This window comes from Pseudomonas sp. P9_2 (genome assembly GCF_034008255.1).
GTDB classification, from domain to species: Bacteria; Pseudomonadota; Gammaproteobacteria; order Pseudomonadales; family Pseudomonadaceae; genus Aquipseudomonas; species Aquipseudomonas synxantha_A.
Genome location: NZ_CP125376.1, coordinates 185418 through 201863, shown reverse-complemented (window position 1 = coordinate 201863; position 16446 = coordinate 185418). Strand labels below are relative to the sequence as shown.

Annotated in this window: 12 protein-coding genes; 3 read left to right on the top strand and 9 right to left on the bottom strand. The window is 59.8% G+C overall.

The genetic code is table 11. The annotated features are described in order from the left end of the window. Positions 1–77: 77 nt before the first annotated feature. A complete protein-coding gene (locus tag QMK52_RS00900; RefSeq protein ID WP_216091764.1) occupies positions 78–1202 on the bottom strand; it encodes an IS481 family transposase in 1125 nt (374 codons plus the stop codon). A 154-nt stretch (positions 1203–1356) separates the two neighbouring features. Then, the gene (locus tag QMK52_RS00895) at positions 1357–2010 is read right to left on the bottom strand and encodes a TetR/AcrR family transcriptional regulator (protein WP_005785534.1); all 654 of its coding nucleotides are present in this window, start codon (positions 2008–2010) and stop codon (positions 1357–1359) included. 93 nt (positions 2011–2103) lie between these two features. On the opposite strand from QMK52_RS00895, the gene QMK52_RS00890 reads away from it, so the two are divergent. Both QMK52_RS00890 and QMK52_RS00885 read left to right on the top strand, forming a co-directional pair. Further along, positions 2104–3204, top strand: a complete 1101-nt coding sequence (locus QMK52_RS00890; RefSeq protein ID WP_005785535.1) for an efflux RND transporter periplasmic adaptor subunit — start codon at positions 2104–2106, stop codon at positions 3202–3204. A gap of 5 nt (positions 3205–3209) precedes the next feature. Continuing rightward, complete coding sequence (locus QMK52_RS00885) at positions 3210–6275, top strand: efflux RND transporter permease subunit (RefSeq protein WP_320403725.1); 3066 nt, start codon at positions 3210–3212, stop codon at positions 6273–6275. Between the two features lie 568 nt (positions 6276–6843). On the opposite strand, the gene QMK52_RS00880 is transcribed toward QMK52_RS00885, so the two are convergent. Genes QMK52_RS00880 through plsB form a run of 3 tightly spaced genes read right to left on the bottom strand, consistent with a single transcriptional unit; the run spans position 6844 to position 10532 of the window. Then, positions 6844–7533: a DUF4197 domain-containing protein gene (locus QMK52_RS00880; protein ID WP_005785540.1), complete on the bottom strand. Its 690-nt coding sequence runs from the start codon at positions 7531–7533 to the stop codon at positions 6844–6846. Positions 7534–7559: 26 nt separating this feature from the next. Beyond that, positions 7560–7961, bottom strand: coding sequence for a YbaY family lipoprotein (locus QMK52_RS00875; RefSeq protein WP_005785541.1), 402 nt, complete (start codon positions 7959–7961; stop codon positions 7560–7562). Positions 7962–8012: 51 nt separating this feature from the next. Then, positions 8013–10532 carry a glycerol-3-phosphate 1-O-acyltransferase PlsB gene (gene plsB, locus QMK52_RS00870; RefSeq protein WP_005785543.1) on the bottom strand — a complete coding sequence of 840 codons (2520 nt, stop codon included), beginning with the start codon at positions 10530–10532 and terminating at the stop codon, positions 8013–8015. A gap of 180 nt (positions 10533–10712) precedes the next feature. Between plsB and QMK52_RS00865 the strand changes: the two genes are divergently transcribed. Continuing rightward, positions 10713–10922: a cold-shock protein gene (locus QMK52_RS00865; RefSeq protein ID WP_003219353.1), complete on the top strand. Its 210-nt coding sequence runs from the start codon at positions 10713–10715 to the stop codon at positions 10920–10922. A 137-nt stretch (positions 10923–11059) separates the two neighbouring features. On the opposite strand, the gene QMK52_RS00860 is transcribed toward QMK52_RS00865, so the two are convergent. The 4 genes from QMK52_RS00860 to QMK52_RS00845 all read right to left on the bottom strand — a co-directional run bounded on the left by QMK52_RS00860 (position 11060) and on the right by QMK52_RS00845 (position 16299). Next, the gene (locus QMK52_RS00860; RefSeq protein WP_005785549.1) at positions 11060–11437 is read right to left on the bottom strand and encodes a hypothetical protein; all 378 of its coding nucleotides are present in this window, start codon (positions 11435–11437) and stop codon (positions 11060–11062) included. Positions 11438–11492: 55 nt separating this feature from the next. Then, positions 11493–12302: a putative RNA methyltransferase gene (locus tag QMK52_RS00855; protein WP_005785551.1), complete on the bottom strand. Its 810-nt coding sequence runs from the start codon at positions 12300–12302 to the stop codon at positions 11493–11495. Then, positions 12302–13453: a succinyl-diaminopimelate desuccinylase gene (gene dapE / locus QMK52_RS00850; protein WP_005785553.1), complete on the bottom strand. Its 1152-nt coding sequence runs from the start codon at positions 13451–13453 to the stop codon at positions 12302–12304. The genes QMK52_RS00855 and dapE overlap by 1 nt, the downstream gene beginning before the upstream one ends. A gap of 254 nt (positions 13454–13707) precedes the next feature. Beyond that, entirely contained in the window at positions 13708–16299 is a 2592-nt protein-coding gene (locus tag QMK52_RS00845) for a glycosyltransferase (protein ID WP_005785555.1), read from the bottom strand. Between the last annotated feature and the right edge of the window lie 147 nt (positions 16300–16446).

The window sequence follows — 16446 nt, the reverse complement described above, 5'->3', positions numbered from 1 at the left end:
TTTAACGGGGCGCTTAAGATCAAGATTGTATAGACCGGACACATGGTGGACACATGTGCGGGGACATGGTTGACACATTATGGGCCATAGTCAGGTTTGCTCAGGTCGATCGTTCTTAGAAAGTGATGGCAGAAGTAAACATCAAAGAGACCGTCTTTTTCAGGGTTAGGTCGTATTCCGATGTGATGACCATTCAGGCCCTTGGCGATGCTGAAATAGCGTTTCTGAAAACGAAATCGGCTGTGATACGCCTTGATCGACACATCATCCGGCCCGTACTCGAAGGGTGATAACTGCTGCGGGTAAGCCCAAGGGCTGGACCGATACCGGTCCATGGGCACCTTGTAGTCCAGTGCTTGATGAGGACGCTGCAGGTTATAAACCTCACGCCACTGATCAAATGCGGTTTGAGCCTCCTTGATCGTGGAAAATTGCCGTCCATTAAGCACCTCCGCCTTGAGTGATCGATGAAAGCGCTCGATCTTTCCGTTGGTTTGAGGGTGATAGGGGCGACTGAAACTGATCCGGATTCCCAAGCTAATCAACCAGATACTTAACTCTGTGATTTCACCGGGGTTGCGCGGCGATCCCCATGGAGGACCGTTATCAACATTGATACGAGCGGGCAATCCGAAGCGTTGGAATACCTCAATCATCTTCTCCTTCACTGTGCCCCCGCGTTCGTTATCACACGCCTGAATAGCTAAATTGAATCGCGAGTGATCATCCAACAAGGTCAGGGGATGGCATCGACCTTCTTGAGTTGCGAAATGCCCTTTGAAGTCCATCTGCCAAAGGTCGTTAGGCGCATCGTGTTCAAATCTCAGCTTTGCTTCCTGTTCCTTCTGAACGGGCTGAATCAGGTCGTGTCGGTGCAGCACGTTAGTTACTGTGCTGGGAGCAATTTGCTTTTTCAAGATGCTGCTGATTGTGCGTCCGCCCCAGGCCGGATGTTCCTGCCTGAGCGCTACGACCTCCGCCTCCAGGGCCGCATTGGTCAGTTTGGGACTGGTAGCTGGTTTTCGGGACTTTTCTTGCAGCCCCGACTGCCCTTGCATCTCGTATCGTTTGAGCCATTTATAGGCCGTTTGCGGGCTGATGCCGAAGCGTCGACACAGTTCTCTTTTATTACTGCCGGGCTGCCGTGCTAAGGCAACGAACTCTTCTTTCAGGCTCATGGTATCTCTCGTGTTCCAAGGCATGATGGCTTTCCGGCGAAGTTGGCTCGCCGAAAAGTGTCCACCATGTCCCCGCACACCCGTCAACCATGTGTCCGGTCCGTACAATCAAGATCAAAAGCAGATCAAGATCAAGAGCGGCTCGCTTCGCATCGTGGTTAGTGTCGGTTGTTGCACCCTACGCTGTTGTCGAGACCGGGCTGCGATAGGCCCGCATAAACAACTTCACCACGTCCTGCACATGCTCTTCTGCCTCCTCTGCGCTCAGTTGCCCGCCGCAACCGTACAACAGGCGAAAGTTCGCCGTGCCCTTGAGCAGGCAAAAGAAGTGCTCGGCCGCTTTGAAGGGGGTGTCGATGTGTAAGGCACCGCTCTGGTCGATCTTGCCGAGCAGGCGTTCCATGCCTTGCAACATGCGCATGGGGCCGGCTTCGAAGAAGATCCGCGAGAGCTTCACGTCCTGATTGCCGGTGGTCATCATCAGGCGATGCAGGTTCACCGACTCCTCGCTGTTGATCAGCCGATGAAAGCCCCGTGCGATGTTCAGCAATACCGTCTCTACGGGCATGCCTGCGGGGAGCTCGAAATACATCACCGGCAATTGCTCTTCACATTTGGCCACCACCGCCGCGGTGAACAACGTCTCTTTATCGGTGAAGTGGCTGTAGACGGTGAGTTTCGAGACGCCTGCCGCAAGCGCGACGGCATCCATGCTGGTGTTCGCGTAGCCATTGCCCAGGAACAGGGATTTCGCGGCTTCGAGGATTGCCTGGCGTTTTGCCATGTCCTTGGGACGCCCGGGGCTGGCGGTGTTCACAGGATTGTCGGACATTTTCACCTTTAATACTGGACTGGCGAGTTTGGTATTAATAACATACCGGCCAGTATAATTATTCCAAGCTTCATTTGCGAAAGGTCCTTCAGCATGCGCAGCGCGTTCCTGCCCCTTGCTTTGCCTGTCAGCCTGGTCTTTTTATTGGCCGCCTGCGGCCATGAAGAAGCGACCCAGGCCACCGTCCGCCCCGCCATGGTGGTGCAACCGCAGCCCTCGGCACAGGCAATGGACAGCTACCCCGGTGAAGTACGTGCCCGTTATGAGCCGGACCTGGCCTTTCGCATCGGCGGCAAAGTCAGCAAGCGGCTGGTGGAGGAGGGCGAGCGGGTCAAGGCTAACCAGTCACTGGCTGAACTCGACCCCCAGGATGTGCGCCTGCAACTGGAAGCCAGCCGTGCCCAAGTGGCCGGCGCTGAGGCCAATCTGAACCTGGTGCGCGCTGAGCGCGATCGCTACAAGACCCTGATGGACCGTCAGATGGTCAGCCGCTCGCAGTACGACAACGCCGAAAACCTCTACCGAGCAGGTGAAGCGCGCCTGAAGCAGATCAAGGCCGAGTTCGACGTGTCGAGCAACCAGGCCGGTTATGCCGTGCTGCGCGCGCCCCAGGACGGCGTGGTCGCCAAGCGTGCTGTCGAAGTCGGCCAAGTGGTCTCGGCGGGCCAGACCGTGTTCACCCTGGCCACCGATGGTGAGCGCGAAGTGCTGATCAGCCTTCCCGAGCAAGGCTTCGGCCGCTTCAAGGTCGGCCAGCCGGTGTCGGTAGAGTTGTGGAGCCAGCCCGAACAGCGCTTCGCCGGACGCATCCGTGAACTGTCACCCGCAGCCGACCCGAAATCCCGCACCTTCGCCGCCCGTGTAGCCTTCACCGGCGGTAAAGTGCCGGCCGAACTGGGCCAGAGCGCGCGCGTATTCATACAAGCCGATGGCGTCATTGCTCTCTCGGTACCGCTGTCTGCTCTCAGCGCAGAGAACGGCGCGTCCTTCGTCTGGCGGGTAAAGCCGGACAACACCCTTGAGCGTACGCCGGTGCGCATTGGCGCGTTCGGTGAAAAAAACGTGCCGGTGCTCGAAGGCTTGGCTCCCACCGACTGGGTGGTTGCCGCAGGCGTGCATGTGCTGCATGAGGGCCAGCAAGTGCGCCCTGTGGATCGCTCCAACCGTGTCGTGAATCTGGCGGCCAAGGAGTAATCCCGATGGGTTTCAATCTTTCCGAATGGGCGCTGCGTAATCGCCAGATCGTACTGTTTTTGATGATTCTGCTGGCCGTGGTCGGCACCCTGTCCTACACCAAGCTGGGGCAAAGCGAGGACCCGCCCTTTACCTTCAAGGCCATGGTGATCAAGACCAACTGGCCCGGCGCCACGGCCCAGGAGGTGTCGCGCCAAGTCACCGAACGCATCGAGAAAAAATTGATGGAGACCGGTGAGTACGAGCGCATTGTGTCTTTCTCGCGCCCCGGCGAATCCCAGGTCACTTTCATCGCCCGCGACTCGATGCGTTCGGCGCAAATTCCTGAGTTGTGGTACCAGGTACGCAAGAAAATCAGCGACATCCGCCAAACCTTGCCACCGGATATCCAGGGGCCATTTTTCAACGACGAGTTCGGCACCACCTTCGGCAATATCTACGCCCTGACCGGCGATGGTTTTGACTACGCCGTGCTCAAGGACTACGCCGACCGCATCCAGATTCAGCTGCAACGGGTGCCTGATGTGGGCAAGGTCGAGTTGCTTGGCCTGCAGGACGAGAAGATCTGGATCGAACTGTCCAACCTCAAGCTTGCCACCTTGGGTTTGCCGTTGGCCGCAGTACAGCAGGCGTTGCAGGAACAAAATGCCGTATCGACCGCCGGCTTTTTTGAAACCCCGAGCGAGCGTGTGCAGTTGCGCGTGTCGGGCAATTTCAAAACCGTGGAGCAGATTCGCGACTTCCCGATTCGAGTGGGCGATCGCACCTTTCGTATCGGCGATGTTGCCGATGTCCATCGGGGCTTCAACGACCCACCGGCACCGCGCATGCGTTATATGGGCGCGGACGCCATCGGCCTGGCCGTGGCCATGCGCGACGGTGGGGATATTCTGGTACTGGGCAAAGCTCTTGAGAGTGAATTCGCACGCCTGCAAAAGAACCTTCCTGCGGGCATGGAGCTGCGCAAGGTGTCGGACCAACCGGCAGCGGTGAAGACCAGCGTCGGCGAATTCGTCCAGGTGCTCGCCGAGGCATTGGCCATTGTATTGCTGGTGAGTTTTTTCTCCCTCGGTGTGCGCACCGGCATGGTGGTCGCCCTGGCGATCCCGCTGGTACTGGCGATGACATTTGCCAGCATGTATTACCTGGGCATCGGCCTGCACAAGATTTCCCTTGGCGCTCTGGTGCTGGCCCTGGGTTTGCTGGTGGATGACGCGATCATCGCTGTGGAAATGATGGCGATCAAAATGGAGCAGGGCTACGACCGGCTCAAGGCTGCGAGCTTCGCCTGGACCAGCACAGCATTCCCCATGCTCACCGGTACCTTGATCACGGCGGCGGGCTTTTTGCCGATTGCCACTGCGCAGTCGAGCACCGGTGAATACACCCGCTCGATCTTCCAGGTGGTGACCATTGCCTTATTGGCCTCCTGGGTGGCTGCCGTGGTGTTTGTACCGTATCTCGGGGAAAAGCTGCTGCCGGACCTGGCGAAAATTCACGCGGCCAAGCACGGCACCGACGACCCGGATCCCTACGGCACGCCTTTCTACCAGCGTGTAAGACGTTTGGTGGAGTGGTGTATACGTCGGCGCAAGACGGTCATCGTGTTGACCCTGCTTTTGTTTATCGGCTCGGTCGCGTTGTTCCGCTTTGTACCGCAGCAGTTCTTCCCGGCTTCCGGGCGCCTGGAACTGATGGTCGACCTGAAACTGGCCGAAGGCGCCTCCCTGAGCAACACCGCCGAGCAGGTCAAGCGTCTGGAGGTATTGCTCAAGGCGCACGCGGGCATCGACAACTATGTGGCCTACGTGGGCACCGGCTCGCCGCGGTTCTACCTGCCGCTGGACCAGCAACTGCCGGCCGCCAGCTTCGCGCAGTTCGTGGTGTTGGCCAACACCATCGAGGAGCGTGAAAGCCTGCGCACCTGGCTGATTGAAACGCTCAACGAGCAGTTCCCCGAGCTGCGCTCGCGGGTCACTCGCCTGGAGAATGGCCCGCCCGTGGGCTACCCGGTGCAGTTTCGCGTGACCGGCGAACACATCGAAGAGGTCCGCGCCCTGGCCCGCAAAGTGGCGGCCAAGGTGCGCGAAAACACCCACGTGGTTAACGTGCATCTGGACTGGGAAGAACCGAGCAAAATCGTGTATCTGAATATCGACCAGGACCGGGCGCGCGCCCTTGGCGTGAGTACTGCCAACCTGTCGAAATTCCTGCAGAGTTCCCTGACCGGTTCCAGCGTCAGCCAATACCGGGAGGACAACGAATTGATCGAGATCCTCCTGCGCGGTACCGTCCACGAACGCACCGAGTTATCGCTGCTGCCGAGCCTTGCCGTACCCACCGACAATGGTAAAAGCGTGGCGCTGTCGCAGATCGCCACCCTCGAATACGGTTTCGAAGAAGGCATCATCTGGCACCGCAACCGCCTGCCCACCGTGACCGTGCGTGCCGATATCTACGGCAAGGAACAACCGGCGACCTTGGTGCAGCAGATCCTGCCGACGCTCACAGGTGTGCGTGCCGAACTGCCGGACGGTTACCTGTTGGAAGTGGGTGGCACCGTCGAAGACTCTGCTCGCGGGCAAAACTCGGTGAAGGCCGGCGTGCCGCTGTTCATCGTGGTGGTGCTGACTTTGCTGATGTTGCAATTGCGCAGTTTCTCACGCACGGCGATGGTTTTTCTGACTGCCCCCCTGGGCCTGATCGGTGTGACCTTGTTCCTGCTGGTATTCCGCCAACCCTTTGGCTTCGTCGCCATGCTCGGCACGATCGCGTTGTCGGGAATGATCATGCGTAACTCGGTCATTCTGGTGGACCAGATCGAGCAGGACATCAAGGCCGGGCTGGCGCCGTGGCAGGCGATTATCGAAGCGACCGTGCGACGCTTTCGTCCGATTGTGCTGACGGCCCTGGCGGCGGTGCTGGCGATGATCCCACTGTCGCGCAGCGTGTTTTTCGGGCCCATGGCTGTGGCGATCATGGGCGGGTTGATTGTGGCGACGGCGTTGACGCTGTTGTTTTTGCCGGCGTTGTACGCGGCGTGGTTCAGAGTCAGGAAGGAGGCAGCGTAGCGAGGTGTTTGCTGTTTCCCGTACATGTGTTTTTTTTGGGTTTCTCTGCCAGGCCGGTGCCTGGCCATCCCCTGATACCCACCGGGCAGTATTTACATACCGATGCAAACACGCAGTCGCTCAGATGGAACGCTTGCCCTTGTAACTCCACTCAGGCAATGCCTGACGGACAGGCAGAGGACTTGGCACTGCCATGTGGCGGCCAGGCCTTTTCATTGAGTTCATGGAGTTTTACATGTCGTTCTTTAATGTAATTGCGGCTTTCAAAGAGGCTTTTCTCGGGGCCTTGCTGGGTAATCATGCGCCACGCAATGATTTCGCTATCACCCAGTCCTATAGACCTCATCATGGAAGTTCAGGTCATTACCACCGCCCGCATTTTAGCTATGCCCAACCCACCAGGTATCACAACCCGCCATACCTGCATCAACAACCGGTCCACGGGTATCAATCACCCAGCAGACCTTTGTATCCGCTGTTTCGTTAAACCCGTGACAGGCTTGGCCTGAAACAACTGCGCCAAGGCCCGTTACCAGCGGCCTTGGCGCAGTAGGGTCGTAGTGCGGGGTTACAGCGCTCCAAACACCTTCTTTGCCAAACTGGTGGCAGCCGCCGCCGGATTCTTGCGAATCGTCTCTTCCTGCTGCGCAATCATCTTGAACAAACCATCCAGCGCTTGCTCGGTCACGTAGTTTTCGACGTTGGCGCTCTTGGCATCCACGGCGCCGAAGGCCGCGGCCTTGCCGGCCAGGGCGTTGTACTGCTGAGCCACGCCGACCTTGTCGGTAGCGGCCTTGACGATGGGCAGGAACTTGGCGCGGATTTCCTCTCGGCTGCTTTTGTTCAGGTATTGGGTGGCAGAGTCCTGACCACCGCTGAGAATGCCCTTGGCGTCGGTCACGCTCATGTTTTTCACGGCGTTGACCAGAATCGGCTGGGCCTGGGTCACGGCGGTTTCAGCCGCTGCGTTCATGCTGGTTTCCAGCTGCGTGACCTGGTCACCCATGCCGAACATTTTCAGTTTGTCGGCGACTTTGCCGAGCTTGCCTGGCAGGCCGATTTTTACTTCCGGGTTGTTGCTGAAACCACCGGGTTTGCCCAGTTGTTTGACGGCAATCTGCGCACCTTGGGTCAAGGCATCCTTCAGGCCGCCGCTGGCGTCGCCCTGGGACAGGCTGCCAAGGTCGAGGGCCATGGCGTTGGCACCGAACAGCAAGCCGGCACACAGGGCGGTGAGGCGAAGAGATTTGCGGAGCATGGGCGCTTCCTTATGACGTGAATTGATCAGTGTGCGACCGCATCAACCCGCAGGCGCAGCGGCTGTGGATCCTGGCCATTGAGTTGCACGGCGTGCCGCTCTGTAGTGATGAACAGTAGCTTGCCCTCCAGTTCGATGCGAGCGCTGACCGAGTAAGTATGGCCTGGCTTGACCTGGGCCGGGTCATAGCTCAAGTGAAACGGCAGAGGCACCTGGCCTTTGACCGGGCCTTTCTGTTCGGCGAGGGTCACGGCCGGGGCGTCCATGAGGGACACATCTTGCAGGCTGACGCTCAAGGTGGCAGCAGGCGGCAGGGCAATACGTTGCAGATAGAACACTTCGCCGTCGAGGCTGGCTTTCGGGGTTGGGGTCATTGAGTGGCAGGCTCCGAGCAGGGCGGTCAGGCCCAGGAGAATGATCTTTTTCATGGTGCAGCTCCTTTTCAACGGCGCCGGAATCCGCACGGCGCCTCAGTCAATCTAACGGCTTTGTTCAGGTGTGACTGCTTCTGCTTGCGCCAGCGCTTCGGCTGCGCCGTCTACGCGGTGCAAGGCCACCTGGCGGATCGACAGGCGAATATCGGCCGGCAGCACGCGTTTGGCGGCGCCTTCGGCCAGTTCGCCGAGCAGGTCGTGATAGCCCAGCTTGCCGGCTTCATCGCGACGCAGCACATCTTGCTCCAGCAACGTCTGAATAAAATGTCGGAAAAGACTCTTGTCGAAGAACTCCGGGGCGTTGAGACCGTGCAGGATTGATAGGCGCTGGGCCATGATCGTGCACAGGTCTTCCAGTTCTTCGGCGCTGATGCTGTTCTGGCCGCTGTTGAGCAACAGCGATATCGCCATGTAGAACCGTTGCAGGGTCTGGGCGATGCTCTTGGACAACAGCGTCAACAGCACAAATTGTCGCGAACTCGGCGCCGGGCGCAGGTACACGGCGTTTTCGAAGCGCAGCAGGCCTTGTTCGACAAACGCGTCCAGCCACTGGTCGACCACGGTGTCCAACTCTTCCAGCGACCAGCGGATAAACAGCTCCGATTGCAGATACGGGTAGAGCGCGCGGGTGTAGCGCAGGATCTGTTCGCGGCTCATCCGCGAGCTGCTCTGGAAGAAGCTCGCCAGCAACGCCGGCAGGGCGAAGATATGCAGCACGTTGTTGCGGTAGTAGGTCATCAGGACGGCGTTCTGCTCGTCCAGGTAGACAATCTTGCCCAAGGCGTCGCTTTGTTCCGACAGCAGCTTCATGTCCTTGACGTGCTTGATCAGCGCCAGGCCATCGCCCTCCGGCAAGGTCGTGTGGGGCGAGTAGGGCACGCGACGCAGCAGCGCCAGGTACAGGTCGAGCTGGCGCGCCATGGCTTGTTCATCCAGGGCCAGGCGTGTGGTCGACAGCAGGGCCAGGGCCACCAGGTTCACCGGGTTGATCGCCGCGGCTTCGTTCAAGTGCCGCGCCACCTGCTCGCCAAGGCGATTGGTGGTTTCGTTGAGCCACGCCGGCTTGTAGTTCGGGCCCAGTTCCTGGGCGCGCCAGTCCGGTTGCTCGGCGTCGAGAAATTCCGCCAGCTTGATCGGCTCACCGAAGTTGACCGCGACCTGGCCGAAACGCTGCTTGAGGGCGCCGACCACTTTGAAAATATCGAAGATCGACTCTTTCTTCTTGCTCGCGCCACGCAATTCGCCGAGGTAGGTGCGGCCTTCGAGCACGCGTTCATAGCCGATATACACCGGCACGAACACGATCGGCATACGCGAGGAGCGCAGGAAGCTGCGCAGGGTAATCGCCAGCATCCCGGTTTTCGGTTGCAGCATGCGCCCCGTGCGCGAGCGGCCGCCTTCGACGAAGTACTCCACCGGGAACCCCTTGGTGAACAGGGTGTGCAGGTATTCGTTGAACACCGAGGTGTACAGCGGGTTGCCCTTGAAGGTGCGGCGCATGAAAAACGCACCGCCACGGCGCAGCAGGCTGCCGATCACTGGCATGTTGAGGTTGATACCGGCCGCGATGTGCGGCGGGGTCAGGCCGTTCTTGAACAGCAGGTACGACAGCAGCAGGTAGTCGATGTGGCTGCGGTGGCAAGGCACATAGATCACCTCGTAGCCTTGGGCAACCTTCTGCACGCCTTCGATGTTATTGACCTTGATACCGTCGTAGATCTTGTTCCAGAACCAGCTCAGCACCACTTCCAGAAAACGGATCGCGGTGTAGGTGTAGTCCGAGGCAATCTCGTTGCCGTAGCGCAGCGCCAGGGCCTTGGCTTTTTCCGCAGAGATTTTTTCTCGTTCGGCTTCATCAACAATGGCCTGGCGCACCAGCGGCATATTCACCAGCCCCTTCACCAGGTTACGGCGGTGGGACAGGTCGGGACCGATCACTGCCGTCTTCAGGTTACGAAAGTGCACGCGCAGGATGCGCTGGGCCATGCGCACGGTGCGTTCGTGGCCTTTATTGTGCTCGATCAATTCACGCAGGTTGATTGGCGCGGAGAATTGCACGCGGGTCTTGCGCCCCAGGATCAGGATGCTCAGCAACCGGCGCAGACGCCCGGTCACCGCCCAACTGTCGGCAAACAGCAGTTTCCACGGGCTGGACTCGCTTGCAGGAGACTGGCCCCAGAACACGCTGACGGGAATGATTTGTGCATTCTCTTCGGCGTGCTCGGTCAGGGTATTGACCAGGCGAGTCAGGGTGGGCGGTGCACCGCGCTTGTCCTGACGGCCGAGCCAATCCGGGTCCGGCGTGAGATAGAAGAACGCCGCGGGCTCCATCAATGGGCCTACCGATACCGGCAGCACCGGGCGCGGCAGGCCGGCCTTGGTGCACTCGGCATCGACCACCGCCAACTCGGTGAGGGAGGGTGATTGCAGGACGTAGAAAACCGGCCGGCTGCGGTCCAGGTTAAGGGTGAGGGACGACTGGTTGATCGTCTCCGAGCGAACCCAGAGGTACAACAGTCGGCGCAAGGTGCCAAACACCAGACGGCGGAACGGGGAGCGGGTCATAGGCGAACTGCTTCAAGTGGAAAAAACCGAGCAGATGCTCGGGCAGGTAGTGTGCCGTATTCACCGAAAATCGGCAAAAAAGCAGCGATGTAAACTTGAGTTGATGGTTTTTGAGCCTGTCTTATACTCGGCAGTTCAATACGTGCGACTCAACAATAAAAAACCAGTGGGAGTGAACAGATGGCAACGCGCGAAACCGGCAATGTGAAGTGGTTCAACGATGCAAAGGGCTACGGCTTTATCCAGCGTGAAGACGGCAAGGACGTGTTTGTGCACTACCGCGCCATTCGCGGTGAAGGCCACCGCTCGTTGGCCGAAGGCCAGCAGGTGGAATACGCCGTGGTCACGGGCGAGAAGGGCTTGCAGGCCGAGGATGTGGTCGGCCTGTGACAACTTTGTTTTGATAACCCAATCAACTGTGGGAGCTGGCTTGCCTGCGATAGCATCACTGTGGTCTGACTGATAGACCAAGGTGTCTGCATCGCAGGCAAGCCAGCTCCCACATTGATTGGGTTAGCAATCCACTGTCAGGCTGTTTTCCAGGTTATCTGCTCTTCACCATCTGCGCTGATGCGAATCCAGGTATCGGCACTTTCCTCGCCTTCTTCCTCAACCCACGTCCCCGGTGCGCAGCGCACTTCAACATTCAATGCGGCAAACGCGGCGCGGGCGCAGGCGATGTCGTCGTCCCACGGGGTCTGGTCGCTTTCCAGGTACAGGCTGTTCCATTTGCCTACAGCCTTGGGTAGCCAGGTAACTGGCACGCTGCCGGCTTTGCACTTGTAGGTCTGGCCTCTCTGGACCCAGTCGGAGCAAGGGCCCAGGGCGGCGCCCAGCCAGGCGGCGATGGCCTTGTGATCGACGTCGGCGTCTTTCAGGTAAATCTCGATATCGGGTTGGCGCATGGATGTTCCTCGTTGCGGGATTCGAAAATCCATTCGCGGGTATTTGTAAAGTCAGCTATTGAAGCACGAAATAATCGTAGCGCATCGACACCGTGACCTGCAGCGGCTCGGCCGCCTCGATCACTTCGGCGCGGCGCTCGGCACTGGCTCGCCAGCCATGAGGCGTCATGGCCAGCAGGTTGGCGCGGTCGGCAGGCTCGGCCAGGCTCAGGGTGAACTCAAGGGTTTCACTGTGCGCCAGGCTCATGCCCTCCGGCACCAGGGCCAAGTGTTTATCGTCGGTGTATTCGCGCACTTCGTCGTACAGGCGCTCGCGCAGTTCCATCAAGTGGCCGCTGGTCGGGCCGACCTTCATCAAGCCGCTGCCGGGGCTGAGCAGGCGCTTGGCTTCTTGCCAGTCCAACGGGCTGAACACGCTCGCGAGGAACTGGCAGCTGGCATCGGCCAAGGGTACTCGGGCCATGCTGGCGATCAACCAGGTCAGCGCCGGGTTGCGCTTGCACGCGCGCTTGACCGCCTCCTTGGATATATCCAGGGCATAGCCATCGGCGTCGGGCAGCGCCTCGGCAATTTGCGCGGTGTAGTAACCCTCGCCACACCCAATGTCGACCCAGCGCTGTGGTGCGCGCTCGGCGGCCAGTGCGGCCAGGCGCTTGGCCACCGGGGCATAGTGCCCGGCGTTGAGGAAGTCGCGGCGTGCCTCGACCATGGCCAGGTTGTCGCCCGGGTCGCGGCTGTTCTTGTGCTGCACCGGCAACAGGTTCAGGTAGCCCTGGCGCGCACGGTCGAAACGGTGCCCGACCGGGCACGCTACGCCATTGTCCACCGCGCTGAGCGGTGCGTTGCAAATGGGGCAGGCAAGCATCAGGCGAGCAACTTGATCAGGGTCTGGTAATAGATTTCGGTCAGCACATCGAGGTCGCTGGCCAGGATGCGTTCGTTGACCTGGTGGATGGTCGCGTTGACCGGGCCCAGCTCGACCACCTGGGTGCCCAGCGTGGCGATAAAGCGCCCATCGGAAGTACCACCACTGGTGGACGCCTTGGTCTCACGCCCGGTGATCGCCTTGATACTGGCAGATACCGCATCCAGCAGCGCGCCCGGCTCGGTGAGGAACGGCAGGCCCGACAGCGCCCAATCCACATGCCAGTCCAGGCCATGTTTATCCAGGATGGCCGCGACCCGCTGTTGCAGGCCCTCGACGGTGGACTCGGTCGAGAAGCGGAAGTTGAACACCGCCGTCAGGTCGCCGGGGATCACGTTGGTGGCGCCGGTACCGGAATTGAGGTTGGAAATCTGGAAGCTGGTCGGCGGGAAGAAGGCGTTGCCGTCATCCCAATGCTCGGCAGCCAACTCGGCCAGGGCCGCCGCAGCCAGGTGGATCGGGTTCTTCGCCAGGTGCGGGTAAGCCACGTGGCCCTGTACGCCGCGTACGGTCAAGGTGGCGCCGAGGGAGCCGCGACGGCCGTTCTTGACCACATCGCCCACCAGGGTGGTGCTCGACGGTTCGCCGACGATACACCAGTCCAGGCGTTCCTTGCGTGCAGCCAGGCGTTCGATTACGGCCTTGGTGCCGTGATGCGCCGGGCCTTCTTCGTCGCTGGTGATCAGGAAGGCGACCGAACCCTTGTGGTCCGGGTAGTCGGTGACAAAGCGTTCCGCCGCCACCAGCATCGCCGCCAGGCTGCCTTTCATGTCTGCCGCGCCACGGCCGCAAAGCATGCCGTTTTCATCGATCAAGGCGTCGAAGGGGTCGTTCTGCCAGGCCTGCACCGGGCCGGTCGGCACCACGTCGGTATGGCCGGCGAAGCACAGCACCGGGCCTTCGTGCTTGCCGTGGGTGGCCCAGAAATTGTCTACGTCTTCGATACGCATCGGTTCAAGCGCAAAACCGGCGTCGCCCAGGCGCTGCATCATCAGCTTCTGGCAATCGGCATCGATCGGCGTGACCGAGGGGCGACGGATCAGGTCGATGGCAAGTTGAAGGGTCGGCGAAAGGTCGGCATGGGCCGTCATGGGGAAACTCCGGAAAGCGTGTGATGGGCGCAGGACGAATGTGGAAATATCGAGCCTGGAGCAACGCAATTCCAATGTGGGAGCTGGCTTGCCTGCGATAGCATCACTGCGGTGTGCCTGTCAGACCGCGGCGTCTGCATCGCAGGCAAGCCAGCTCCCACATAGAATTGGGCCAGGCCAAGTCTCACAAAAGGGCCGTTATCTTATAGCAAAACGGCGGCCAGAGGCCGCCGTTTAGTGCATTGCGCAAGTTTTTACACCGCCGTGGCAGGCTCAGCCTTCGGCGCCGGTTTCGGCAGCGACGACAGAAACGCCATGATCAGCGCAGCCACGTAGGGCAGCGACTGCACCAGCAACATCACGACCCAGAAGCGAATGTCATTGCTTGGCAGGCCCTGCACCAGGTAGATCCCCAGCGCAGCGCCCCACAGCAGCAGCATGATGAACATTTCTTCGCGGGCTTCAGAGATCGCTACCCAGAAGCCATGGTTATCCGCGTTTTTCGGCGTGCGAAAGAACGGAATGCTGGTGGTGAAGAAGCCATACAACACCGCCTTGGCGATGGTATGGGACAACGCCAACCCGGCCAGGGCCGCGCAGAACGCATCTTTCAAGTTCACCCCTACGGCACGACGGTAGAGGAAGATGATCTTGCCGACCTTGAACACGAACAACGCCAACGGCGGGATTGCGAAGATCAGCAACGGCGGGTCGACCCGTGTCGGCACGATGATCATCGCCGCCGACCACAACAGTGCGCCGACGGTAAAGAAGATGTTCATGCCATCCGCTACCCACGGCAACCAGCCCGCGAGGAAGTGGTAGCGCTGGCCGCGAGTCAATTCGGTGTCTTTGCCACGTATCAGGCTGGCGGTGTGACGCTTGATAATCTGGATCGCGCCATAGGCCCAGCGGAAACGCTGTTTCTTGAAGTCGATAAAGGTATCCGGCATCAGGCCCTTGCCGTAGCTGTCGTGGTAGTACGCTGCCGACAAGCCTTTCTCGAACACGCGCAGGCCCAGTTCGGCGTCTTCACAGATGCACCAGTCGGCCCAGCCCAGTTCCTCAAGCACCGAGCGACGGGTCATGGTCATGGTGCCGTGCTGGATGATCGCGTCACGGTCGTTGCGGGTAACCATGCCGATATGGAAGAAGCCTTTGTATTCGGCGTAGCAGAGCTTCTTGAAGGTGCTTTCGTTCTGGTCGCGGTAATCCTGGGGCGACTGCACCACGGCGATTTTCGGATCGGCGAAGTGCGGCACCATGTGCTTGAGCCAGTTGGGTGACACGCAGTAGTCCGAGTCGATCACCGCGATCACTTCGGCATCCTTGGCGGTGTGCGGGATCAGATAATTCAACGCGCCCCCCTTGAAACCAGCCAGGGGTGCGACGTGGAAAAACTTGAAGCGCGGGCCCAGGGTTTCGCAGTAGTCGCGCACCGGTTCCCATACCGCCGGGTCCTTGGTGTTGTTGTCGATGATCAGGACTTCGTAGTCCGGATAGTCGAGGGCAGCCAGGGCGTCGAGGGTCTGTTTGACCATCTCCGGTGGCTCGTTGTAGCACGGCACGTGGATCGACACTTTCGGACGGTAGTCCGAATCGCCTTCTACCGGCAGGAATTCACGCCGGCGCTTGTGGGTCCATACCGCTTCCGCCAGTTCGTGGGCTTCGGTCAGCAACACGATAAATACGCCAAGAGCACCGAGGGCCAGCAACACGCCGACTATCAGGCTGAACCAGGTGCTGTATTGCTGGCTGTAGTCGTAGCCGATCCATACCAGCACCGACCCGCACAGAAACGCAATAAAGGTCAGGAAGGTCCGGCCCCGCTGGCGCAGCGCCGAGCCGTCGATCATCAACAGGGTCAGGGACAGCAGTGCAAGCACCACCGAGCCGATGGCCAGCACCCGCCATTGCGGGATAGCAACGACCGGGCCTTCAAAATTGAATTTCTGCTGGCGCGCGGCGTTGAACACGCCCCAGTAAGCACCTGCCGAGCCTTCGTCACTGACTTTCCACGGCTGATCGAAGGCCTCGATCACGAAGTAGTTGTAACCCTGGCGGTTAAGCTTGTTTACCAGCGTGCGCAGGTAAATGGCCTGGTCAGCCGGCGACGATTCATTACCACCGCGCATACGGCCGTTACTCGGCCAGCCAACTTCCGACAGCAGCAGCGGCTTTTTCGGGAAGGCTTTCTTCAGATCCTTGGCACGGTCGAGTACGTACTGGCCGGCCTTGTCCATCGGGATGTACTCCCAGAACGGCAGGATGTGCGCGGCGATCAGGTCGACGTGCTTGGCCAGTTGCGGGTTCTTTTCCCAGATGTGCCATTGCTCGGAAGTGGTCACCGGCACTTTCACGGCAGCGCGCACGCGGTCCAGCAACACAATCAGCGCTTCAGGGGTGATTTCGTCACGGAACAAGGCTTCGTTGCCGACCACCACGCGCACGACACTGCGCGAGTTATTGGCGATCTCGATGGCACGCTGGATTTCACGCTCGTTGCGTTCAAGGTCCGGGCTGATCCAGATCCCCAGGGTCACGCGCAGTCCGAACTCTTCGGCCAGCTTGGGGATTTCGCCCAGGGAGCCATCGACCGAGTAGGTACGGATGTTGTCCGTCAGCTTGCTCATGATCGCAAGGTCCTGACGCATCTGCTCTTCAGTCGGAAACTGATTCTTCTGCGGGTACTGGCCTTGCTGGAACGGCGAGTAGGAAAACCCGGAGATCTGTTCAGGCCAGTTGGGAGCGGTGACCGGGCGGTTGATCAGCGCCCAGAAACCGGTGAACAGCGCGGCGATGGCCAGCACGATCACCAGGTTGAGTCCAAATTTACGCGATGCCATGGTTATGTCGGGTTCCAAAAGGTGCGGAACGAAAAGAGGTGTCGGCCTACGCCGAACGGCGCGCATCCTACACCGGCCTTTCCCTGAGCGTATAGCAGACAGAGAAAAGCCGGACGTTAGTCTGCGAAAGTCCACCTAAGTTCTTTA

Coding starts and splice junctions, on each gene's coding strand:
- QMK52_RS00875 (WP_005785541.1), bottom strand. CDS start 7,961: ATGAAAAAGATCATTCTCCTGGGCCTGACCGCCCTGCTCGGAGCCTGC.
- dapE (WP_005785553.1), bottom strand. CDS start 13,453: ATGACGGCCCATGCCGACCTTTCGCCGACCCTTCAACTTGCCATCGAC.
- QMK52_RS00885 (WP_320403725.1), top strand. CDS start 3,210: ATGGGTTTCAATCTTTCCGAATGGGCGCTGCGTAATCGCCAGATCGTA.
- QMK52_RS00845 (WP_005785555.1), bottom strand. CDS start 16,299: ATGGCATCGCGTAAATTTGGACTCAACCTGGTGATCGTGCTGGCCATC.
- QMK52_RS00855 (WP_005785551.1), bottom strand. CDS start 12,302: ATGCTTGCCTGCCCCATTTGCAACGCACCGCTCAGCGCGGTGGACAAT.
- QMK52_RS00900 (WP_216091764.1), bottom strand. CDS start 1,202: ATGCCTTGGAACACGAGAGATACCATGAGCCTGAAAGAAGAGTTCGTT.
- QMK52_RS00865 (WP_003219353.1), top strand. CDS start 10,713: ATGGCAACGCGCGAAACCGGCAATGTGAAGTGGTTCAACGATGCAAAG.
- QMK52_RS00860 (WP_005785549.1), bottom strand. CDS start 11,437: ATGCGCCAACCCGATATCGAGATTTACCTGAAAGACGCCGACGTCGAT.
- QMK52_RS00880 (WP_005785540.1), bottom strand. CDS start 7,533: ATGCTCCGCAAATCTCTTCGCCTCACCGCCCTGTGTGCCGGCTTGCTG.
- QMK52_RS00895 (WP_005785534.1), bottom strand. CDS start 2,010: ATGTCCGACAATCCTGTGAACACCGCCAGCCCCGGGCGTCCCAAGGAC.
- QMK52_RS00890 (WP_005785535.1), top strand. CDS start 2,104: ATGCGCAGCGCGTTCCTGCCCCTTGCTTTGCCTGTCAGCCTGGTCTTT.
- plsB (WP_005785543.1), bottom strand. CDS start 10,532: ATGACCCGCTCCCCGTTCCGCCGTCTGGTGTTTGGCACCTTGCGCCGA.